At 71.2% G+C, this 23059-nt stretch carries 16 protein-coding genes; 9 read left to right on the forward strand and 7 right to left on the reverse strand.

The window, feature by feature from the left end; genetic code table 11:
- Positions 1-33: 33 nt before the first annotated feature.
- The 3 genes from coaE to rpsA all read right to left on the reverse strand — a co-directional run bounded on the left by coaE (position 34) and on the right by rpsA (position 3336).
- A complete protein-coding gene (gene coaE / locus IF54_RS0115510; protein ID WP_030318794.1) occupies positions 34-651 on the reverse strand; it encodes a dephospho-CoA kinase in 618 nt (205 codons plus the stop codon).
- 31 nt (positions 652-682) lie between these two features.
- Positions 683-1621 (reverse strand): PAC2 family protein, encoded by a 939-nt coding sequence (locus IF54_RS0115515; RefSeq protein ID WP_030318796.1) that lies wholly within the window; start codon positions 1619-1621, stop codon positions 683-685.
- A gap of 215 nt (positions 1622-1836) precedes the next feature.
- On the reverse strand, positions 1837-3336 hold the full coding sequence (gene rpsA / locus IF54_RS0115520; RefSeq protein ID WP_030318799.1) for a 30S ribosomal protein S1: 1500 nt from the start codon (positions 3334-3336) through the stop codon (positions 1837-1839).
- Positions 3337-3650: 314 nt separating this feature from the next.
- Between rpsA and IF54_RS0115525 the strand changes: the two genes are divergently transcribed.
- Positions 3651-4553: a methyltransferase domain-containing protein gene (locus tag IF54_RS0115525; protein WP_030318801.1), complete on the forward strand. Its 903-nt coding sequence runs from the start codon at positions 3651-3653 to the stop codon at positions 4551-4553.
- Between the two features lie 42 nt (positions 4554-4595).
- Entirely contained in the window at positions 4596-7070 is a 2475-nt protein-coding gene (hrpB, locus tag IF54_RS0115530; RefSeq protein WP_030318804.1) for an ATP-dependent helicase HrpB, read from the forward strand.
- Here hrpB and IF54_RS0115535 read toward each other — a convergent pair.
- The 3 genes from IF54_RS0115535 to IF54_RS0115545 all read right to left on the reverse strand — a co-directional run bounded on the left by IF54_RS0115535 (position 7060) and on the right by IF54_RS0115545 (position 10099).
- Positions 7060-8043, reverse strand: coding sequence for a DUF3068 domain-containing protein (locus IF54_RS0115535; protein ID WP_030318806.1), 984 nt, complete (start codon positions 8041-8043; stop codon positions 7060-7062). The two genes, hrpB and IF54_RS0115535, sit on opposite strands and share 11 nt — an antisense overlap.
- Positions 8044-8064: 21 nt before the next feature.
- A complete protein-coding gene (locus tag IF54_RS42140) occupies positions 8065-8199 on the reverse strand; it encodes an SPW_0924 family protein (protein WP_107047837.1) in 135 nt (44 codons plus the stop codon).
- A gap of 142 nt (positions 8200-8341) precedes the next feature.
- Complete coding sequence (locus tag IF54_RS0115545; protein ID WP_030318808.1) at positions 8342-10099, reverse strand: lytic transglycosylase domain-containing protein; 1758 nt, start codon at positions 10097-10099, stop codon at positions 8342-8344.
- Between the two features lie 307 nt (positions 10100-10406).
- Between IF54_RS0115545 and IF54_RS0115550 the strand changes: the two genes are divergently transcribed.
- Entirely contained in the window at positions 10407-11252 is an 846-nt protein-coding gene (locus tag IF54_RS0115550) for a DUF4184 family protein (RefSeq protein ID WP_030318810.1), read from the forward strand.
- Positions 11253-11831: 579 nt separating this feature from the next.
- Here the strand turns inward: IF54_RS0115550 and polA are convergent.
- The gene (gene polA, locus IF54_RS0115555; RefSeq protein WP_030318813.1) at positions 11832-14561 is read right to left on the reverse strand and encodes a DNA polymerase I; all 2730 of its coding nucleotides are present in this window, start codon (positions 14559-14561) and stop codon (positions 11832-11834) included.
- A gap of 182 nt (positions 14562-14743) precedes the next feature.
- Between polA and IF54_RS0115560 the strand changes: the two genes are divergently transcribed.
- The 6 genes from IF54_RS0115560 (at position 14744) to IF54_RS0115585 (ending at position 23059) form a co-directional block, all read left to right on the forward strand.
- Positions 14744-17038 (forward strand): FdhF/YdeP family oxidoreductase, encoded by a 2295-nt coding sequence (locus IF54_RS0115560; RefSeq protein WP_030318815.1) that lies wholly within the window; start codon positions 14744-14746, stop codon positions 17036-17038.
- A gap of 55 nt (positions 17039-17093) precedes the next feature.
- Complete coding sequence (locus tag IF54_RS0115565; RefSeq protein ID WP_030318817.1) at positions 17094-17555, forward strand: PaaI family thioesterase; 462 nt, start codon at positions 17094-17096, stop codon at positions 17553-17555.
- Positions 17556-18085: 530 nt separating this feature from the next.
- Positions 18086-18769, forward strand: coding sequence for a hypothetical protein (locus tag IF54_RS0115570; protein ID WP_030318818.1), 684 nt, complete (start codon positions 18086-18088; stop codon positions 18767-18769).
- Between the two features lie 226 nt (positions 18770-18995).
- Positions 18996-20216, forward strand: coding sequence for a branched-chain amino acid ABC transporter substrate-binding protein (locus IF54_RS0115575; protein WP_030318821.1), 1221 nt, complete (start codon positions 18996-18998; stop codon positions 20214-20216).
- 138 nt (positions 20217-20354) lie between these two features.
- Entirely contained in the window at positions 20355-21284 is a 930-nt protein-coding gene (locus IF54_RS0115580; RefSeq protein WP_030318823.1) for a branched-chain amino acid ABC transporter permease, read from the forward strand.
- Positions 21285-21289: 5 nt separating this feature from the next.
- Positions 21290-23059 carry a branched-chain amino acid ABC transporter permease gene (locus IF54_RS0115585; protein ID WP_051735456.1) on the forward strand — a complete coding sequence of 590 codons (1770 nt, stop codon included), beginning with the start codon at positions 21290-21292 and terminating at the stop codon, positions 23057-23059.

Raw genomic sequence — 23059 nt, forward strand, 5'->3', positions numbered from 1 at the left:
ACTGGAAGGGTTCAACGCCCCGACAGGGCCACGCTATTCCTGGGACCCCTGTGACGCGCGCGCCCGCCGTACGAGATCGCCCCATACGTCCTGGACGCGTTGCCGCAGGTCGTCCAGGGGGACGTCGTTGTCGATGACGATGTCCGCGATCTCCAGGCGCTTCTCGCGTGTCGCCTGGGCGGCCATCCGCGCGCGTGCGTCCTGCTCGGTCATGCCGCGCAGCCTGACGAGCCGGTCGAGCTGGGTCTCCGGGCTCGCGTCGACGACGACCACGAGGTCGTAGAGCGGGGCGAGGGAGTTCTCCGCGAGGAGGGGCACGTCGTGGACGACGACGGCGTCCTCGGCGGCGGCCGACTCCAGCTCACGGGAGCGGGCACCGACCAGGGGGTGCACGATCGAGTTCAGTACGGCGAGCCGGTCCGGGTCGGCGAAGACGATGGAGCCCAGCTTCGGCCGGTCGAGACCGCCGTCCTCGGCGAGCACCTCCTCGCCGAAGGCCGCCACGACGGCCGCGAGGCCGGGGGTGCCCGGCGCCACGACCTCGCGTGCGATGCGGTCCGCGTCGATCAGGACGGCGCCGTGCTCCACGAGCAGCCTCGACACCTCGCTCTTGCCGGCGCCGATACCGCCGGTCAGGCCCACCTTCAGCATGACCGGAAGCCTAGACGCTCGCCCCGGCGTGTCAGCTGTCGCCTTCCCGTTCCGCCAGGAAGCGCTCGAACTCCAGCCCGATCTCGTCGGCAGAGGGGATGTCGACCGGTTCGGCGAGCATGTTGCCCCTGGTCTCCGCACCGGCCGCCGCGTCGTACTGGTGCTCGAGTCCGTTGACCAGGGCCACGAGCTCCTCGTCGCCCTCCTGGATCTGGCGGTCGATCTCGGTCTGGGTGCGGTGGGCGTCGGTGCGCAGGGCGTGGGCGATGCCGGGCAGGACCATGCCGGTGGCGGCCGTGATGGCCTCCAGGACGGTCAGGGCGGCGTCCGGGTACGGCGAGCGCGCGATGTAGTGCGGCACGTGCGCGGCGACGCCCAGGACGTCGTGGCCGGCCTCCATGAGCCGGTACTCGACGAGGGCCTCGGCGCTGCCGGGGACCTGCGCCTCATCGAAGGGGCTGCGGTGGCCGGGGACGAGGTCGTGCCGGTTGCCGTGCGGGGTGAGGCCGACGGGCCGGGTGTGCGGGACGCCCATGGGGATGCCGTGGAAGTTCACGGACAGCCGCACGCCGAGCCGCTCCACGATCTGCTGGACGGCGGCGGCGAAACGCTCCCACTCGACGTCCGGCTCCGGGCCGGACAGCAGCAGGAAGGGCGCCCCGGTGGCGTCCTGGACGAGCCGCACGTCGATCGTGGGCTCCTCGTAGGCCGTCCAGCGGTCCCGCTTGAAGGTGAGCAGCGGGCGGCGGGCGCGGTAGTCCACGAGCCGGTCGTGGTCGAACCGGGCCACCACCTGGTTCGGCAGCGTGTCGAGCAGCCGGTCGACGATCTGGTCGCCGGTCTCACCCGCGTCGATGTATCCGTCGAAGTGGTAGAGCATGACCAGGCCGGCCGACTCCTGCGCGAGCGCCATGTCGACGACGGCGAGGCCCTTGGGCTCCCATGCGTACAAACCCTGCGGATCAAGCACAGTGACCGCTCCTCCTCGTGTTCACACACATCAACACGCCCTGGAACAGCGGCATTCCCACTGGGGCCCCCAAAAACGCGCCCCGAAAGGGGCGCGGGGAACGGCGCGAGAAGCCCCACCGGCCGCAAGCCGAAAGCAGACCGGAAAACACTGAAGGACCGCACCTCGAAAGGTACGGCCCCTCAGTTACCGGCTAAGCCTCAGCGAGCCAGCGTTCAGCTCTGGCCACCCGCGAGCTTCTCGCGAAGCGCAGCGAGCGCCTCGTCGGAAGCCAGCGCACCGGAGGTGTCCGCACCCTCGGAGGAGTACGAACCGCCACCACCGGCGGCCGGAGCCGCACCGGCGGCGTCGCCACCCTCGGCAGCGGCAGCGGCGTCGGCCTCGCGGCTCTTGATGACCTGCTGCTGGTGCTGCTCGAAGCGGGACTGCGCCTCGGCGTACTGGTTCTCCCACACCTCGCGCTGAGCCTCGAAGCCCTCGAGCCAGTCGTTGGTCTCGGGGTCGAAGCCCTCGGGGTAGATGTAGTTGCCCTGGTCGTCGTAGGACGCGGCCATGCCGTACAGGGTCGGGTCGAACTCGACCGAGGCCGGGTCGGCACCGAAGGACTCGTTGGCCTGCTTCAGCGAGAGGCTGATGCGGCGGCGCTCGAGGTCGATGTCGATGACCTTGACGAAGATCTCGTCGTTGACCTGGACGACCTGCTCCGGGATCTCCACGTGGCGCTCGGCCAGCTCGGAGATGTGGACCAGACCCTCGATGCCCTCGTCCACGCGGACGAACGCACCGAACGGAACCAGCTTCGTGACCTTGCCGGGCACGACCTGACCGATCTGGTGCGTGCGGGCGAACTGCTGCCACGGGTCTTCCTGGGTCGCCTTCAGCGACAGGGAGACACGCTCGCGGTCCATGTCGACGTCGAGGACCTCGACGGTGACTTCCTGGCCGACCTCGACAACCTCGGAGGGGTGGTCGATGTGCTTCCAGGACAGCTCGGAGACGTGGACCAGACCGTCGACGCCACCCAGGTCCACGAAGGCACCGAAGTTGACGATCGAGGAGACCACGCCGGAGCGGACCTGACCCTTCTGGAGGGTCGTGAGGAACGTCTGGCGGACCTCGGACTGGGTCTGCTCCAGCCAGGCACGGCGGGACAGGACCACGTTGTTGCGGTTCTTGTCCAGCTCGATGATCTTGGCCTCGAGCTCCTTGCCCACGTAGGGCTGGAGGTCGCGAACGCGGCGCATCTCGACCAGGGAGGCCGGGAGGAAGCCACGGAGGCCGATGTCGAGGATGAGACCACCCTTGACGACCTCGATGACGGTACCGGTGACGATGCCGTCCTCTTCCTTGATCTTCTCGATGGTGCCCCAGGCGCGCTCGTACTGGGCGCGCTTCTTCGAGAGGATCAGGCGGCCTTCCTTGTCCTCCTTCTGGAGAACAAGGGCTTCGATCTCGTCACCGACGGCGACGACCTCGTTGGGGTCGACGTCGTGCTTGATCGAGAGCTCGCGGCTCGGGATGACACCTTCGGTCTTGTAACCGATGTCGAGGAGAACCTCGTCCCGGTCAACCTTGACGATGACGCCGTCGACGATGTCGCCATCGTTGAAGTACTTGATCGTCTCGTCGATAGCGGCGAGGAAGGCTTCCTCGTTACCGATGTCGTTGACCGCAACCTGCGGGGTGGTGGCGGTGGTCTCGGTGCTGCTCGTCATGTGGGAAAGGGCTCCGGTACGGACATTGAAGTCGTAGGTACTGCTACGCCGGGAGCCCGTGTCGCTCTGAAGAAGCCGGACAGCCAAGGAAGCGCCCCACCGGAATCCGGTGATGGCGCCTCGACAACCGAGGGGACATACGACAGATGCGAGCGCAGCCTGCTACGTCTGAGGTGCGCAGGCCCGCAGCGCAACTTGTAGCATACGGGGGCAGCCGGACAGGGTCAATGCGCGAAGGCGCACACCCGGGGCGGATCGCCGCATACCCGGCACAAAACCTGTCTCACGAGGCCACGCGCGCGTGACGGCGCCCCATTCATGACGGCGGCCGCCGACGGGTTGGACGGAAGAGTACGACGAGGGAGCCGATCATCCAAGGGCCCGCATCACATCAGCAGGACACCGCGCCCGACGCCGGAGCGGACACCGAACCCGAGGCCACCCGCCGCGACGCCGACGTCACCGAGAGCGCCCGCGCGAACCGCGGCTGGTGGGACCGCAACGCGGACGAGTACCAGGTGGAGCACGGCACCTTCCTCGGCGACGACCGGTTCGTCTGGGGTCCGGAGGGACTCGACGAGGTGGAGGCCGAGCTGCTGGGCCCGCCCGAGGGCCTCAAGGGGAAGGACGTCCTGGAGATCGGCGCGGGAGCGGCCCAGTGCGCGCGCTGGCTGGCCGCGCAGGGCGCCCGCCCGGTCGCCCTGGACATCTCCCACCGCCAGCTCCAGCACGCCCTGCGCATCGGTGCGGCCTTCCCCCTGGTGTGCGCCGACGCGGGCGCCCTGCCCTTCGCGGACGGCTCCTTCGACCTGGCCTGCTCGGCGTACGGCGCGCTGCCGTTCGTCGCCGACCCGGTGCTGGTCCTGAAGGAGGTGCGCCGGGTCCTGCGTCCGGGCGGCCGCTTCGTCTTCTCGGTGACCCACCCGATCCGCTGGGCCTTCCCGGACGAGCCGGGACCCGAGGGTCTGTCGGTCTCCGCCTCCTACTTCGACCGCACGCCCTACGTCGAGCAGGACGAGAACGGCGACGCGGTGTACGTCGAGCACCACCGCACCATCGGCGACCGGGTCCGTGACGTGGTCGCCGGCGGTTTCCGCCTGGTCGACCTGGTCGAGCCGGAGTGGCCGGCCTGGAACACGTCGGAGTGGGGCGGCTGGTCCCCGCTGCGCGGCAACCTGATCCCGGGCTCGGCGATCTTCGTGTGCGAACGGGACTGACGCACCGGCAGGGCGCCGGGGCGGTCGTACGACACTAGGGACGTGATCCGTTACGACGCTCTGGACGCCCTTCCCGTACGCGGTGCCCTGCCCGCGCTGGGCGACGCCCTGGAGGGACACGGCACGGCGGTCCTGGTGGCGCCGCCGGGCACCGGCAAGACGACCCTGGTCCCGCTGGCGCTTGCCGGCCTGCTGGACGCCGACGTGCCCGCCCGGAGGGTCGTGGTGGCCGAACCGCGCCGGATCGCGGCCCGGGCGGCGGCCCGGCGGATGGCGTGGCTGCTGGGCGAGCAGGTCGGCGCGAGCGTGGGTTTCACGGTGCGCGGCGAGCGGGTGACCGGACGGCACACGCGCGTGGAGGTCGTCACCACGGGTGTGCTGCTCCAGCGGCTCCAGCGCGACCAGGAGCTGGCGGGCGTCGACGTGGTGGTCCTCGACGAGTGCCACGAACGGCACCTGGACGCGGACACCGCGGCGGCCTTCCTGTGGGACGTACGGCAGACCCTGCGCCCGGAGCTGCGGCTGCTGGCCGCGTCCGCGACGACCGACGCGCAGGGCTGGGCCCGGCTGCTGGGCGACGCGCCCGTGGTCGAGGCGGCGGGCGTCGCCCATCCGGTGGAGGTGGTCTGGGCGCCCCCGGCCCGTCCGGTACGGCCGCCGCACGGCATGCGGGTCGATCCCGCGCTGCTCGCCCATGTGGCGTCCGTGGTGCGGCGGGCCCTGGCCGAGCGGGACGGGGACGTGCTGTGCTTTCTGCCCGGCGTGGGCGAGATCGCGCGCGTGGCCGGGCAGTTGGGCGGCCTCGGTGACGTGGAGGTGCTCCAGGTGCACGGCCGGGCGCCAGCCGCCGTGCAGGACGCGGTGCTGGTGGCCGGGGAGCGGCGCAGGGTGGTCCTCGCGACCTCGGTGGCCGAGTCGTCCCTGACCGTGCCCGGGGTGCGGGTGGTCGTGGACGCGGGGCTCGCGCGGGAGCCGCGGGTCGACCACGCGCGCGGGCTGAGCGCGCTGGCGACCGTGCGGGCCTCGCAGGCCGCCGGGCGGCAGCGGGCGGGCCGGGCCGGGCGGGAGGCGCCGGGTGCGGTGTACCGGTGCTGGGCGGAGGCCGAGGACGCCCGGCTGCCGCGTTTCCCGGCTCCGGAGATCAAGGTGGCCGACCTGACGGCGTTCGCGCTCCAGTCGGCCTGCTGGGGCGATCCCGACGCGTCCGGGCTCGCGCTGCTGGACCCGCCCCCGGTCGGGGCGATGGCGGCCGCCAGGGAGGTGCTGACGGCCGTGGGCGCGGTGGATTCCGCGGGCCGGGCGACAGACCGGGGCGTGCGGCTGGCCCGGCTGGGTCTGCATCCGCGGCTGGGCCGGGCGCTGCTGGACACCTCGGGGACCGGAGCCGAGGTGGTCGCGCTGCTGTCGGAGGAGCCGCCCCGGGAGTACGGGGACGACCTCGCCGACGCCCTGCGGGCCGCCCGGCGTGGGCGGGACGCGTACGCGGGACGGTGGCGGACGGAGGTGCGGCGCCTGCGGGCCGCGGCGCCGGAGTCCGACGGTGCGCAGGCCGGGCAGACCGGTCTCGTGGCCGCCCTGGCGTTCCCGGAGCGGGTCGCAAGGGCTGACGGCGGCTCCTATCTGATGGCGTCCGGGACCCGTGCCGAGCTCTCCGAGAGCTCTCCCCTGCGGGGCGCCCCCTGGATCGCCGTCGCCGTGGCGGACCGTCCCGTCGGCAAGGGGCACGCGCGCGTGCAGCTCGCCGCCGTGATCGACGAGGACACGGCCCGGTCGGCGGCGGCCTCCCTGTACTCGGAGCGGCAGGAGGTGCACTGGGCGGACGGGGACGTGGTGGCGCGGCGGGTGGAACGGCTCGGGGCGATCGAGCTCGCGGCACGGCCCCTCAGGAACGCCGACCCCGTCCTCGTACGCGAGGCTCTTCTGGAAGGGCTGCGGGAGGACGGTCTGCGGCTGCTGCGCTGGACGTCCGATGCCGACGTGCTGCGGCAGCGGCTCGCGTTCCTTCACCACCACCTCGGGGAGCCGTGGCCCGAGGTCTCGGACAACGCACTGCACGCGCGCGTGGACGAGTGGCTGGAGCCGGAGCTGAGCCGCGCCCGACGAGGGGCCGACCTGGCGCGCCTCGATGCCGGTGCGGCGCTCCAGAGGCTCCTGCCCTGGGCCTCCGGCGAGGCCGGTCGGCTCGACGAGCTGGCGCCGGAGCGGATCGCCGTACCGAGCGGGTCCAGGATCCGGATCGACTACGGCAACCCCGAACAGCCGGTCCTCGCCGTGAAGTTGCAGGAGATGTTCGGGCTCCAGACCTCACCGGAGGTCGCCGGGGTGCCGCTCCTGGTCCATCTCCTCTCCCCCGCCGGGCGGCCCGCCGCCGTCACGGCCGACCTCGCCTCCTTCTGGAAGGACGGCTACAAGGGCGTACGGGCGGAGCTGCGCGGCCGCTATCCGAAGCATCCGTGGCCCGAGGACCCCGCGGCCGCGGAGCCGACGCGGTACACGAACGCGCGGCTCAGGCGGTGACCGGTTCCGGTTCCCGGACCTTCGCCGGGTGCGGGCGGCGGCTGCGGGCCTCCAGCCACAGGGCGAGCAGCAGGAGGAGCACGCCCAGGGTCGCGAAGCCCCAGGGAAGGTAGGAGGTCATCAGGAGGACGAGCAGGCGGTTGGACTTCACCAGGTCGACGGTGTGCTCGATGTAGTCCTCGCGCATCTTCACGTGCCCGGCGAAGGCGGTGACCTTCTCACGGCCGCCGAGGAGGGTGCCGCCGCGCAGTTCCTCCTTGTGGATCTCCTCGCCGTAGACGGGGGCGCCGGTGAGCGGTTCGACCCAGAACCTGCGGACCGTGGTGTACCAGCGGGTGGTGCCGGTCTTGGCGACGGTCTCGGGGGTGATGCCCTTGACCGGCATGGTCTTGGGGAAGGGGACCTGGGTCCACGGGACGGTCTGCTCGAAGTAGTAGACGGGCACGCCGCGGAAGGTCCGGGTGCCCTCGTAGTGGATGGGGTTGGTGGTGCGGCTCTGCGCGTCGAAGTACTCGTAGTCCCGCTTCTCGGTCAGGAAGGGCCACTTGAACTCGATGCCGGTGCGCTTGACGGGGTCGCCGTCGACCATCTCGCCGGGGGCGTGGACGGGGGCCTGGCTGTGGGCGTCGAAGATGTAGCGCTCGGGGATCTCGGACACCATCTTGCCGTCGGGGCCCTGGACGTAGGACAGCCCGTCCCAGACGACGACGTCCTTGCCCGCCGTCTTCTCGATCTTCTCGGAGGCCGCCACATCGCCCCTGAGGGTCTGCACGATGGTGACCTTCGAGACCTTCTTCGCGGTCATGGTGCCGTAGTCGAGGAGGGTGGCGTCCTTCGCCTCCAGGACCATGTCCTGGTACTGGTTCGCGGGGATCTTCGCGAGGCGCGGGAAGGCGTACCAGCGCAGCAGCGGGGACAGCGCCGCGAAGAACACGGCGAGGGCGAGCAGGACCAGGCTGGTCTTGCGGCGCATCTCGGCCTCCCGGGCGGACGGTTACGGGTGGGCGGGGACGGTCGTCAGCATGGGCTTGGGAGAGGTCGCGCCCGTCTGCTGCCCCATCGCGGTGATCGCGAGGACCAGCGCGAGCGCGAGGACGAGGCCGGTCGTGGCGGCGATCAGGGCGCGCATGTCCGCCTCCCCGTGGAAGGAACTGATACATCGTCAGGTCCGGCACCGTAGCAACGCCCGCGCGAGATGAGAACAGGTCGCACACGGACGGAGGGCGCCCTGTCCGCCGAAGCGGAAAGGACGCCCTCCGGGGTGGGTCGGGTTACGAGCTCGCGCTGGGGCTCGGGCTCGGCGTGGGGCTTGTGGAGGCGTCCGTGCCGGGCGCCGCCACGGTCAGGGTCACGTCGAGGGTGGCGCCGCCCGCGGTGGTGACGCGCAGCAGGAAGGTGCCGGTGGTGTCGTCGGAGTAGAGCTGCGGCAGCTTCAGCAGGCCGTCCGCGTCCGTCGTCAGACCCGTCAGGGTGCGGACGGTCTTGCCGTCGGCGTCCTTGAAGTAAGGGCCCTTGGCGTTCTCGGTGGCGTCGTCGGCCGAGGTGATCAGCGTGGCGGTGACGGCGACCTTGTCGGCGACGGCCTTCTTGTAGGTGGCCTTGAGCTGGACCGCGTCGGCGAACTCGCCGTTCGGGGCGCAGGTCAGGGCGGTGGTCGTGGTGCGGACCAGGGTGTCGGCGACGCGCTGGGTGACGGTGGCCGTGTAGTCGGGGGCGGTGACCGTACGGCCGATGAGGGTCGTGCGGACCGTGAAGGTCCCGGTGGTCTCGCCCGCCTGGAGGGCCGGCGCGGTGGCCACGCCGGAGGAACCGGTGAGCGCGGTGGCGACCTTCTCGCCGCCCGCGAAGGTGGCGTCGGTGTCGCCGACGATCGTGAAGCGGATCCGGACCTTGGGGACGCCCATGCCGGCGGCGTTCTCGGCCCTGGTGCTGATCTTGTCGCCGAACGCGTCGCCGGCCATGGCGGTGAGCTTCGGCGTGCCCGAGTCCTCCAGGTGGTCCACCGACTCGGTGGGCGTGGCGGGAGGCGTCGACGGCGGCGTGCTGGGGCCGCCCGAGGAGGGCGGGGTGGTCGAGGGCGGAGCCGGGGGTGTGGGCTTCGGCTTCGTCGAGCCGTTGCCGGGCCGGCTCGGCTCGGTGGTGCCGGGGGCGGAGGTCGAGGGCGCCGAGGGGGTGGAGCCGCCGGTGCTGCCGTCGCTGCGGCTGCCCGGGACGGTGCCGGTGCCGTCGGGGATCTCGTGGGTGCCCTTGCGGTAGTACTCCAGCCACGACAGGACGGTGTTCAGGTAGTGCCGTGAGGGGTTGTAGCTGAGGATCGCGTCTTCCAGGCCAGCACCGGTCGCCAGGTCCCAGTTGTTGCGGCACAGGTAGTGGCCCGCGGCGAGGGCGGCGTCGTAGATGTTGTTCGGGTCCTTCGCCCCGTCGCCGTTGCCGTCGCGGCCGGCCCATGCCCAGGTGGAGGGGATGAACTGCATGGGGCCGACGGCCGAGTCGTAGGCGCTGTTGCCGTCGTAGACGCCGTGGTCGGTGTCCTTGATGAGCGCGAAGCCGTTGCCGTCGAGCTGCGGGCCGAGGATCTTGGAGGTCGTGGTGCCGTCGGCGTCGACGCGGCCGCCGCGCGCCTGGCCCGACTCGACCTGGCCGATGGCGGCGAGCAGCTGCCAGGGCAGGTTGCAGCCGGGCTTGGACGCCCGGAGTTCCGTCTCGGCCTTCTTGTAGGCGTCGAGGAGGGTCGCGGGTATGCCGGCCTCGCTCCCGACCGGGGAGACGGAGGGCGTGCTGCCGTCGGTCGGCGCGGGGCTCGGGGTGTTCAGCGGCGGCAGGTCCGTGTAGTACGGCGAGTTGCCGGTCGCGCCGTTCCCGGCGGTCGGATCGGGAGAGACCTCGGCAGCACCGGCGGTGGTCGTTCTGCCGTTGTCGTCGGCCGTGACCCCGGGGGCCTGGGAGGCGGACAGTGCCGCGACCGCGAGTGCCGCCACGGCGGTGGTCGTCGCCCCTTTGGCCAGCCTCCTGCCGAATTGCGCCGCCATAAAGTGAACCCTTCCTGTGGACGCCGAACGCCCGTCTCCGTCTTTCGCTCTCGTCCCGTTCTGACGGTCGAACCACCCTGGAGGTTGCCCCTGTGACGCGCGGCAATTCCTGAGGCGCACCTCCGACCGAGCTCCCCAGCGCGGCGACCCGTGCGACCCTACGACAACTTCCTTTCCACGAACACCGGTTCGTGCCCGATATTCACCGGTTGGCCATGTTCGATCGCCGTGGGGCCGCGTCGCCCATACTGGACGGCGGCGATCACCCGAACCGCCGTCCGGCCAACGCCCTTCGTGAGGAGCCCTGTTGCCGTTCACCCTGAGCCATGCGGCGGCGGCGCTGCCCGTGCTGCGCCCCGACGGCACCGGCCGGGGCGGACTGGTTCCGGCCGTTCTGGTGGCCGGAACCTTCTCGCCCGACATGACCTACTTCGCGGCGAGTGTCCTTTCCGGTGCGATGGAGTTCGGCACCGTCACGCACTCCCTCCCGGGTGTCCTCACCGTCGACGTCCTCATCGCCTGGGCCCTGGTGGGCCTCTGGCTGCTGCTGCGCGAGCCCCTGGTGGCCCTGCTGCCCCGCGACCGCCAGTCCGCGTCGGCGACCCTGCTCCGCTGCGGCACTCCCCGCGCACGGCCGAGCCCGGCCCTGGCCGCCCGCTGGTACGCCTCCGCCGCGCTGGGCGCCCTCACCCACGTCGTGTGGGACGCCTTCACCCACCACGACCGCTGGGGCCTGCGACTCCTCCCGGTCCTCGACCGGACCGTGGCCGGATCCCCGCTGTACTGGTACCTCCAGTACGGCAGTTCGGCGGTGGCGGCACTCGCCATCACCGCGTTCTGCGTACGCGCCCTGCGCCGCGCACCCGTCTCCGCCGACCCCGCGGGTGTGCCCGCCCTCTCTTCCCGGGACCGGTGGTGGGCGCTGGCCGTGACCGGCGGCTGCGTGACGGTGGGCGCGCTCCAGCGGGCCGTGCGGTGGTGGGCGTACTGGGGCGCCGTCGCGAAACCCTGGGACCTGATCCCCACCCTGTGCTTCGGAATCGGCGCCGGGCTGGTGCCGGGAGTCCTGCTCTACGCCCTTGCCGTCAGGCTGTGGCGCCCGGCTCCGGCACCGGGCGCTCCGCGGGAGGCCGACGCCCCGGTGCCCCGCTGACGGCCCCTTCCGTCGCGACGAACACCGTCATGGTGGGCATCGGACGGGACCTGGGGAACAGGGTGAGCACGAGCGCCAGATAACTGAGCACCAGCTCCCCCCGCACCCCGCGCCGAACTGCCGCGCCGGCCCCCAGCAGACGTGCGGTGAGCCCCTGGGGAATCCGCGCGGTACTCGCACCGACCGAGTGAGCCGGCACCGGGGCCCGCAGGGAGAACGCCCTCGGCTCGGCGCACACCTGCGCGGGGGCCGTCCGGCGGTGGAGCATGCGTATACCCATGAGCGCATTTTGGTTGGGGCCGGGTTCAGGGGCGCGGGTTCTACGTCCAGCCGAGTGACGCCTATGAGAGAGCCGAGTTCGGTTGTCGGGCGGCTTGAGGTCCGTCGTGGCTGGTCGCGCAGTTCCCCGCGCCCCTGGGTAGGCGCAGTGGACGCACGCCACGACGCACCGTTCGCCGCCGACGGCGTGAAGGGGACGGGGTGGGGGGTGTCCGCCCGCAGCGGCCGGCGTCCGGAACCGGGCCCTGTGAAAAGAGACCGAGCCGCCGGACCGAGGACGGACACCCCCCCCGCCGGAGGCTAGTGCGCTGCGGACTCCCAGTCCGCCCCGTCCCCCACCGAAACCCCCAACGGCACCCGCAACCGCACCGCGTCCCCCATCTCCCGCCGCACGATCGCCTCCGCGGCCTCCCGCTCCCCCGGAGCCACCTCCACCACGATTTCGTCGTGGACCTGGAGCAGCATCCGAGAGCCGAGAGACGCTTCCCGCAACGCCCCGTCCACCTTGAGCATCGCGATCTTCACGATGTCCGCCGCCGTGCCCTGGATCGGCGCGTTCAGGGCCATCCGCTCGGCCGCCTCACGCCGCTGGCGGTTGTCGCTGTTGAGGTCGGGGAGGTACCGCCGCCGCCCGAACAGCGTCGCCGTGTACCCCGTGGCCCGCGCCTCGTCGACCGCCCGCCGCAGATAGTCCCGCACCCCGCCGAACCGCTCGAAGTAGGCGTCCATCAGCGCCCGCGCCTCACCCGCCTCGATGTTCAGCTGCTGCGAGAGCCCGAACGCCGACAACCCGTACGCCAGCCCGTACGACATCGCCTTGATCTTGCGCCGCATCTCCGCGTCGACCGCGTCCGGTTCGACCCCGAACACCTGCGACGCGGCGGTGGTGTGCAGGTCCTCGCCCGACGTGAACGCCTCGATGAGCCCCTCGTCCTCGGAGAGGTGCGCCATCACACGCAGCTCGATCTGGCTGTAGTCCGCGGTCATGAGGGACTCGAAGCCCTCTCCCACCACGAACCCGCGCCGGATCGCCCGCCCCTCGTCCGTGCGGACCGGGATGTTCTGAAGGTTGGGGTCCGTGGACGACAGCCGGCCCGTCGCCGCGACGGTCTGGTTGAACGTCGTGTGGATCCGGCCGTCGGCCGCGATCGTCTTGATCAGGCCCTCCACGGTCACCCGCAGCTTGGCCTGCTCCCGGTGCCGGAGCATGATCACCGGGAGTTCGTTGTCCGTCTGGCCGGCGAGCCAGGCCAGCGCGTCGGCGTCCGTGGTGTAGCCGGTCTTGGTCTTCTTCGTCTTCGGCAGGCCCAGCTCCCCGAAGAGCACTTCCTGGAGCTGCTTGGGCGAGCCGAGGTTGAACTCGTGTCCCGCCGCCGCGTGCGCCTCCTTCACGGCCTGCTGGACCGCCCCGGCGAACATCTGCTCCATGGCTTCCAGGTGGGCCCGGTCGGCGGCGATGCCGTGCCGCTCCATGCGGGCCAGCAGCTCGGAGGTGGGCAGCTCCATGTCCCGCAGCAGGTCCGCCGCGCCGACCTCCTCCAGGCGCCCCTCGAAGGCGGCGCCCAGGTCGAGCACGGCCCTTGCCTGGACCATCAGTGCCTCGGCCTCGGCCCCGTCGTCCGCGCCGAAGGCCAGCTGTCCGTCGGCCGTCGCGGCGGGCGCCAGCTCGCGGCCCAGGTACTCCAGGGACAGCGCGTCCAGGTCGAAGGAGCGGCGTCCGGGCTTGACGAGGTAGGCGGCCAGCGCGGTGTCCATGCCGACCCCTGCGACGGACCAGCCGTGCTCGGCGAAGACCCGCATGGCGCCCTTGGCGTTGTGCAGGACCTTGGGCCGGTCGGCGTCGGCGAGCCAGGCGGTCCAGGCCCGCTCGTCGGCCTCGTCCAGCTCGGCGGGGTCGAACCAGGCGGCGGCCCCGCCGGACGCGGCGAGCGCGACCTCGGCGACGGAACCGGTGCCGAGGGCCCAGGTGTCGACGGTGGCGAGACCCAGGGCCTGCTGTGCGCCGTGCTCGGCGAGCCAGCCGGCCAGCTCGCCGGTGCCGAGCACGGTGCCGTCCACCGCGACGCCCGGCGCGGCGGCAGGTGCGCCCTCTGCCTCCTCGGCGCCCGGGTCGACGGCCAGCAGGCGCTCGCGCAGCGAGGGGTTCCTGATCTCCAGGGTGTCCAGGATCATCGCGAGCGTCTTGCGGTCGTACGGCAGGCGCTCCAGGTCGGTGACGGCCTTCGGCAGCTCGACCGTGCGCACCATCTCGGTGAGGCGGCGGTTGAGCTTGACGGCCTCCAGGTGGTCGCGGAGGTTCTGTCCGGCCTTGCCCTTGACCTCCTCGACCCGCTCGACGAGCTCCGCGAACGAACCGAACTGGTTGATCCACTTGGCCGCGGTCTTCTCGCCGACGCCGGGGATGCCGGGGAGGTTGTCGGACGGGTCGCCGCGCAGGGCCGCGAAGTCGGGGTACTGGGCGGGCGTCAAGCCGTACTTCTCGAAGACCTTCTCCGGAGTGAACCGGGTCAGCTCGGAGACGCCCTTCGTCGGGTAGAGGACGGTGGTGTGCTCGGAGACCAGCTGGAAGGAGTCGCGGTCGCCGGTGACGATCAGCACCTCGAAGCCCTCGGCCTCGGCCTGGGTCGCGAGGGTGGCGATGACGTCGTCCGCCTCGAAGCCGTCGATCGCGAACCGCGAGACGTGCATGGCGTCGAGGAGCTCGCCGATCAGCTCGACCTGGCCCTTGAACTCGTCCGGGGTCTTGGAGCGGTTGGCCTTGTACTCCGTGAACTCCTCGGAGCGCCAGGTCTTCCTGGACACGTCGAAGGCCACCGCGAAGTGGGTGGGCGCCTCGTCACGCAGGGTGTTGGCCAGCATCGACGCGAAGCCGTAGATCGCGTTCGTCGGCTGGCCGGTCGCGGTGGTGAAGTTCTCCGCGGGCAGCGCGAAGAACGCGCGATAGGCCAGCGAGTGCCCGTCCATGAGCATCAGACGCGGGCGGCTGCCGCCGGGGCTGTTGTCGGTCTTCTTCGCTGCTGTCTCTGCCACGCCCCCGATCCTGCCACGCGCCACTGACACTCGGACGCCACCCACTGCGCCGGGTCCCACGACCGTCCACAGGACCCGGCCCCCGCCGGCGTACCGCCCCCACCCTCCCAGGCGTGATCGTTGTCAGCGGCGCGTGGGAGGATCGGGGCGTACTCGCACGTGTAGGCGAAGGAGAGTGCGCGATGGCATCGAAGCCGCCGAAGGCCGACCCCGTTCAGGACGCGCCGCACATCGCGGAGCCGAAGCACGCGGCCGCCGGGCTTCCCGCCATCGGTCACACCCTGCGGATCGCCCAGCAGCAGATGGGCGTCAAGCGGACCGCGCTGACGCTGCTGCGGGTCAACCAGAAGGACGGCTTCGACTGCCCGGGCTGTGCCTGGCCGGAGCCCGACCACCGGCACGCGGCGGAGTTCTGCGAGAACGGCGCGAAGGCGGTCGCCGAGGAAGCCACCCTGCGCCGGGTCACCCCCGAGTTCTTCGCCGCGCACCCCGTCGCCGACCTCGCGAACCGCAGCGGCTACTGGCTCGGCCAGCAGGGCCGGCTCACCCACCCCATGTACGTCCCCGAGGGCGGCACGCACTACGAGCCGGTCTCCTGGGAGCGCGCGTTCGACATCGTCGCCGAGGAGATCGCCGCCCTGGACTCCCCCGACGAGGCCGTCTTCTACACCTCGGGCCGCACCAGCAACGAGGCCGCGTTCCTCTACCAGCTCTTCGCGCGCGAGCTCGGCACCAACAACCTGCCGGACTGCTCCAACATGTGCCACGAGTCGTCCGGTTCGGCGCTCAGCGAGACCATCGGCATCGGCAAGGGCAGCGTCCTGCTGGAGGACCTCTACCAGGCCGACCTGATCGTCGTCGCCGGCCAGAACCCGGGCACCAACCACCCCCGCATGCTCTCCGCCCTGGAGAAGGCCAAGGCGAACGGCGCGAAGATCATCAGCGTCAATCCGCTGCCCGAGGCCGGCCTGGAGCGCTTCAAGAACCCGCAGACCCCGCAGGGCATGCTCAAGGGCGCCTCGCTCACCGACCTCTTCCTCCAGATCCGCATCGGCGGCGACCAGGCCCTGTTCCGCCTCCTCAACAAGCTGATCCTGGAGACCGAGGGTGCCGTGGACGAGGCGTTCGTCCGCGAACACACCCACGGCTACGAGGAGTTCGCCGAGGCCGCCCGCGCCGCCGACTGGGACCAGACCCTCACCGCGACCGGCCTGTCCCGGCAGGAGATCGAGGAAGCCCTCGCCATGGTCCTCGCGTCGAAGCGGACCATCGTCTGCTGGGCCATGGGCCTCACCCAGCACAAGCACTCCGTGCCGACCATCCGCGAGGTCGTCAACTTCCTTCTCCTGCGCGGCAACATCGGCCGCCCCGGCGCCGGCGTCTGCCCGGTCCGCGGCCACTCCAACGTCCAGGGCGACCGCACCATGGGCATCTTCGAGCGGCCCGCGCCCGCCTTCCTGGACGCCCTGGAGAAGGAGTTCGGCTTCGCCCCGCCGCGCGAGCACGGCTTCGACGTGGTCCGCGCCATCCGCGCCCTGCGCGACGGCGAGGCCAAGGTGTTCTTCGCGATGGGCGGCAACTTCGTCTCCGCCTCCCCCGACACCAACGTCACCGAGGCCGCCATGCGGCGCGCGCGGCTGACCGTGCACGTGTCGACCAAGCTCAACCGCTCGCACGTGGTCACCGGCGCGCGTGCCCTGATCCTGCCCACCCTGGGTCGCACCGAGCGCGATCTCCAGGTCGGCCCGAACGGGAAAAGCACAGAGCAGTTCGTGACCGTCGAGGACTCCATGGGCATGGTGCACGCCTCCCGGGGCCGTCTGGAGCCGGCGAGCGGACAACTGCTGTCCGAGCCCGCCATCGTGGCCCGGCTGGCCCGCCGGGTCCTCGGGGAGGGCAGCAGGACCCCCTGGGAGGAGTTCGAGAAGGACTACGCCACCATCCGTGACCGCATCGCCCGCGTGATCCCCGGCTTCGAGGACTTCAACGCGCGCGTGGCCCGCCCCGGCGGCTTCACCCTGCCGCACGCCCCGCGCGACGAGCGGCGCTTCCCCACCGCCACCGGCAAGGCCAACTTCACCGCCGCGCCCGTCGAGCACCCCGAGCTGCCCGAGGGGCGGCTGCTGCTCCAGACGCTGCGCTCGCACGACCAGTACAACACCACCATCTACGGCCTCGACGACCGCTACCGGGGCATCACGAACGGCCGCCGGGTCGTCCTGGTCAACCCCGAGGACGCGCGCGGGCTCGGGCTCACCGACGGGTCGTACGTCGATCTCGTCAGCGAGTGGAAGGACGGGGTGGAGCGGCGGGCCCCCGGATTCCGGGTCGTGCACTATCCGACGGCCCGGGGCTGCGCGGCCGCGTACTACCCCGAGACCAACGTCCTGGTGCCGCTGGACGCGACCGCCGACACCAGCAACACCCCGGCCAGCAAATCCGTCGTCGTACGTCTGGAACAATCGACGACCGACTGAGCGTTTGCTCAGCCGTTGGCAGCCGTACCGCACACGATGAACGGAGCCCGGGCCCATGGGTGAGCAGCAGCACGTCACGTTCCCGCAGGAGGTCATCGACGAGTACGCCGCCCTCGGCGTGGACCTCGTCGCGATGTTCTCCGCCGGGCACCTGGGCACCCGCATGGGCGTCGAGATCATCGAGGCGTCGGCCGACCGGGTCGTCGGCACCATGCCGGTCGAAGGCAACACCCAGCCGTACGGGCTCCTGCACGGCGGCGCCTCCGCCGTCCTCGCCGAGACGCTCGGATCGGTCGGCTCCATGCTGCACGCCGGCAGCTCCAAGATCGCCGTCGGCGTGGACCTGAACTGCACCCACCACCGCGGGGCCCGCTCCGGCCTGGTCACCGGCGTCGCCACGCCCCTGCACCGGGGGCGCTCCACCGCCACGTACGAGATCGTGATCAGCGACGAGGAAGGCCGGCGCGTCTGTAGCGCCCGCCTGACCTGCCTCCTGCGCGACGCCCCGGCCCGCTAGCACCGGCCCGGCGGACCGGGCCGACTCCGGGTGACCCCCGCGGCTCGGTCCGCCGCCCAGGCCCCGGCCACGCAGCTCGATCCGCCGCCGGGCCCCCGGCCGCGCACACCGGTATCAGGCGGACTCCGGGTGACAGCGCCTCGCCCACGCACGGTCCGCCGCACAGGCCCCCGGCCGCACACCCCAAGTCCGCCGCGCAGGTCCCCGGGCGCACACCCCAGGCTCAGGCCGACTCCCGGTGACACCGACTCGGCCGGCCTACCCCACCCCGGCCTACCCCACCCCGGCCACGCACCCCGATCCGCCGCACAGCACACCGCAGCCATGCGCCCCGGTCCGCCGCACAGGGGTCCCGCACCGCCGCTCCTCCGCCGCGTCGCCGCACAGGAGCCCCGAACCACGGCTCCTCCGCCGCGTCGCCGCACAGGGGCCCCGCACCGCGGCTCCTCCGCCGCACAGGCACCCGCCCGCGCACACCCTCTGGGCGCCGCCCCCCGGCTCCCCTACCGTTTCCCCATGAGGTCGGTCCCATGACCGGTATCGGGCCCGTCGAGCCGGTCGAGTCGCCGGACACCGGGGAGGGCCAGGACGTCATCGGCGCCGACGGGCCCCGGCCGACGGATCGCTGGAGCGCGTGGTGGGGCGGGCTGCCGCCACGCGCCCGCAGGGCCCTCGCCGTCACCGCGGCCGCCCTGCTCGCGGTCGGCGTCCTCCTCCCCCGCGCGCTCAGCGACGCCCCTCCTCCCGAGCCGCCCGCCACCCCCATGCCCTGGCCCGCCAACGTCACCGCCTGGCGCTACCTCGGGCCCGCCGGACTCCCCGAGACCGACGGCACCCGGCCCACCGGCGGACGCTTCCGCTTCGCCGTCGACGTGACCGCAGGACCACCCGTCACCCTCCAGGTCACCGGCGCCGCCTTCCCCGGCCTCACCGCCCACGCCCTGCCCCACGCCTTCACCGTGCACGCCGGCACGACACGCCGGGTCACCGTGGAGATAGCGGTTTCCGACTGTTCCGGCCTGCCCCGTAATGCCGACCTACCATTTCTTGACGTAACGCTCCGTAACGCGCGCGCAATACAACACCACAGCTTCATCTTCGGCCGGGCCTACTCCGAGGACCTCTTCGCGCTCCTCCGAGGCGCCTGCACCCCGACATTGCCGCCCCGAGCCCCACGGCCAAGCGGAAGTGCAGGTTCTCAAAATGCGGACTGAGGGGAAATTCCGCCAAACCGGCTGAGAGGCCCCCTCGCGGAAGCCCACCATCCACCACGTCATAACAAGAAAGTCACAAGCCCGTGCACAGCGATGCCGCTGCCTGCAAACCGGGCTTAGAGTCACGGCCAGTCACCGCTCCATCGGGAGTTCGGTAAAGCGCGGGTACCAGCCGCACCCACAAGGGCGCGGGTGCCTGCGGAAAGGAATGATTGTGCGACGTTCCATGGTGATCCTGACCTCCGTCATGGCGACGGGGGCTCTCACACTCACCGCCTGCGGCTCCCGAGACGACAAGGGCGGCAACAGTGACAGCGGGGGTGGCACCACCCTCACCATCGGCGTGGACGCCCCGCTCTCCGGCGAGAACTCCACCACCGGTCTCGGTATCCAGTACGGCGCCCAGATCGCCGTCGACGACGCCAACAAGAACAAGCTCGTCCCGGGCGTCACCTTCAAGCTGAAGGCCTTCGACGACAAGGCGCAGCCGGCCACCGGCCAGTCCAACGCCACCGCCATAACCGGCGACAAGACCGCCGTCGGCGCCGTCGGCCCGCTGAACTCCGGTGTCGCCCAGTCGATGCAGCAGGTGTTCGCCTCGGCCAACATGGTCGAGATCTCCCCGTCGAACACCAACCCGGCCCTGACCCAGGGCAAGGACTGGCAGACGGCCAAGAAGCGTCCCTACAAGACGTACTTCCGCACCGCCACCACCGACGAGCTCCAGGGCAGCTTCGCCGCCGACTACGCGTACAACGGCCTCAAGAAGAAGAAGGTCTTCGTCGTCGACGACAAGCAGACCTACGGCGCCGGCCTCGCCAAGATCTTCAACGAGCAGTTCAAGAAGCTCGGCGGCACCGTGGTCGGCACCGACCACGTCAACACCGGCGACAAGGACTTCGGCTCCCTCGTCACCAAGGTCAAGAGCTCCGGCGCCGACCTGCTCTACTACGGCGGCCAGTACGACGAGTCCTCCCTGATCACCAAGCAGCTCAAGGACGGCGGAGTCAAGATCCCGCTCTTCGGCGGCGACGGCATGTTCGCCTCCACCTACATCGAGACCGCGGGCGCGGCCTCCGAGGGCGACCTCGCCACGGCCGTCGGTGTCCCCGCCGACACCCTGCCCGCCGCCAAGACGTTCATCGAGACGTACAAGTCCAAGGGCTACAAGGGTGACTACGGCGCCTACGGCGCGTACTCCTACGACGCCACCACCGCCATCATCAAGGCCGTGAAGGCCGCCGTCGACGCCAACGACGGCAAGGTCCCCACCGACATCAACGCCCTGCGCTCCTCCGTGGTCGACAACGTCCAGAAGTCCGACTTCGAAGGCATCTCCGGCAAGGTCTCCTTCGACCAGTACGGTGACACCACCAACAAGCAGCTCACCGTCTACCAGGTCACCAAGGGTGCGTGGAAGGCCGTGAAGACCGGCACCGCCAGCTAGTACCGGCCTCTCAAAGGCAACAGCACCACCTCACCACGGGCCGCGCGGAAGGGGACCCCGACCGCGCGGCCCTTGCCACACCCCACCCCCTGCACACCACCAGTGCACACGACCACCAGCGACAATGGAGGCCACGCGGTGAACACCCTGCCGCAGCAGCTGGCCAACGGGCTGCTCCTAGGCTCGATGTACGGGCTCATCGCCATCGGCTACACGATGGTGTACGGCATCGTCCAGCTCATCAACTTCGCGCACGGCGAGATCTTCATGACCGGGGCCTTCGGCGCCTTCACGGTCTACTTCTACATCCTCCCGGACGGCGTCTCGATGGCCGTCGCCGTCCCCCTGATGCTGGTCGGCGGCGGAATCGTCGCCGTCCTCATCGCGGTCGGAGCGGAACGGTTCGCCTACCGGCCCCTGCGCGGAGCACCACGGCTCGCACCGCTCATCACCGCGATCGGCCTCTCCCTGGCCCTCCAGGAAGTCGTCCGCAACTTCTACCCCGGCGCCGACCGCGCCATCGCCTTCCCCGGCCTCGACGCCACCCACGAGATCGGCTCCGTCACCATCAAGGACGCCGACATCTTCCTCATCGTCGCCGCCATCATCTGCATGTCCTCGCTCGCCTTCTTCGTCCGCAAGTCCCGCACCGGCCGCGCCATGCAGGCCACCGCGCAGGACCCGGACACCGCACAGCTCATGGGCATCGACACCAACCGCATCATCGTGATCGCCTTCGCCATCGGCGGCTTCTTCGCCGCCGTCGCCGCCCTCGCCTACGGCCTCAAGTACGGCAACATCGACTACCGCATGGGCTTCCTGATGGGCCTCAAGGCCTTCACCGCGGCCGTCCTCGGCGGCATCGGCAACATCTACGGCGCCATGCTCGGCGGGCTCGTCCTCGGCGTCGCCGAGACCCTCGCCTCCGCCTACATCGACGGCATCCCCGGCATGGACAAGCTCGGCGGCCAGAGCTGGGCCAACGTCTGGGCCTTCGCCCTCCTCATCATCGTCCTCCTCGTCAGGCCACAAGGCCTGCTCGGCGAACGCGTCGCGGACAGGGCGTGACCACCATGACCGACACCACCAACCGCGCCCTGATCCCGCTGCCCCTCGCGGCAGCCCGCGCGCTCCTCCTCGGCGGCGGCATCGCCACCATCGTCTCCGCGTTCCTCGCCTGGACCTGGACCAGCGAGTTCCCCGGCGACCTCACCATCACCGGCTACCCGGGCGGCCTCCAGTGGCTCACCCTCATCGCCGGCGCCCTCACCACCGTCTTCGCCCTCTCCGCGTACGGCGTCCCGGGCCTGGGCTGGCTCATCCCCGCCCGCAACAACGCGCCCCTCGTCCTCACCGCCATCGGCGCCTTCGGCGTCACCTGGTACACGATCATCTCGATCGCGGCCGAACTCGGCGGGCTCGCCAACCTCGAACCGGGCGGCTGGGTCGCGGCCATCGCCTCCCTCCTCCCCGTCATCGGCGCGTTCGCTCTCCCCGAGCCGCACACCGAGAGCACCAAGGCCAACCTCAAGGCCTACATCGCCAAGCCCGACGGCATCCCCGCCCCCGCTCCCCTCAGCCCCTGGCTGGAGCGCGCGGTCATCACCGTCGTCACGATCATCGGCCTGGCCGTCTTCACCTACGGCATCGACACCGAGTACGGCGAGCTCTTCGTCGGCTTCCTCATCGTCGTCGTCTTCGCCGTCTGGGCCCTGCACACCGCGGGCCTCATGGACCGCTTCTCCGGGATCGTCGCCCGCAACCGCAGCTTCACGCTCGCCATGGGCTTCGCCGCCGCGATCGCGTTCCCCTTCACCCAGACCGACGACCACTACGCCAACATCGGCGTCAACATCCTGGTCTTCGGCACGGTCGCCCTCGGCCTCAACATCGTCGTCGGCCTCGCGGGCCTCCTCGACCTCGGATACGTCGCCTTCCTCGGCGTCGGCGCCTACACCGCCGCCCTCGTCTCCGGCTCCGAGTTCTCCCGCTTCTCCGGCGTCCACTTCCCCTTCTGGGCCGCCGCACTCGCCGGCGCCGCCGCATCGCTGATCTTCGGCGTCCTCATCGGCGCCCCCACCCTGCGCCTGCGCGGCGACTACCTCGCCATCGTCACCCTCGGCTTCGGAGAGATCTTCCGTATCGCCGTGAACAACATGGACGGCGAATCGGGCCCCGACATCACCAACGGCCCGAACGGCATCCCGTCCATCCCGGACCTGAACTTCTTCGGGTTCAACCTCGGCGAAGCCCACGACATCGCCGGCTTCACCATCGGCCGCTTCGCCAACTACTACCTGCTGATGGTGCTGATCATGGCCCTCGTGGTCCTGGTCTACACCCGCGCCGCCGACTCCCGCATCGGCCGCTCCTGGATCGCCATCCGCGAGGACGAGACCGCCGCCACCGCCATGGGCATCAACGGCTTCCGCGTCAAGCTGATCGCCTTCGCCCTCGGCGCCTCCCTCGCCGGCCTCGCCGGCACCGTCAGCGCCCACGTCACCTACAGCGTCGTCCCGACGCCGTACCAGTTCGCGGGCTCGACACCCCCCAACTCGGCCTTCCTCCTGGCCGCCGTCGTCCTCGGCGGCATGGGCACGGTCGCAGGCCCCATCCTCGGCGCCGCGCTCCTCTACCTGCTCCCCGAGAAGCTCGTCTTCCTCCAGGACAAGTCGCTGCTGGCCTTCGGCATCGCCCTCATCCTGCTGATGCGCTTCCGCCCCGAAGGCATCATCGCCAACCGCCGCCGCCAGCTCGAATTCCACGAGACCGGCCAACTCGACGTACCCGACACCACCACACTCTCCGGCGAACCGGCCGCCGTCACCAAGGCGGGGGCGTGA

The sequence above is a fragment of the Streptomyces sp. NRRL B-3229 genome, from assembly GCF_000719505.1.
In the GTDB taxonomy this organism is placed as follows: domain Bacteria; phylum Actinomycetota; class Actinomycetes; order Streptomycetales; family Streptomycetaceae; genus Streptomyces; species Streptomyces griseorubiginosus.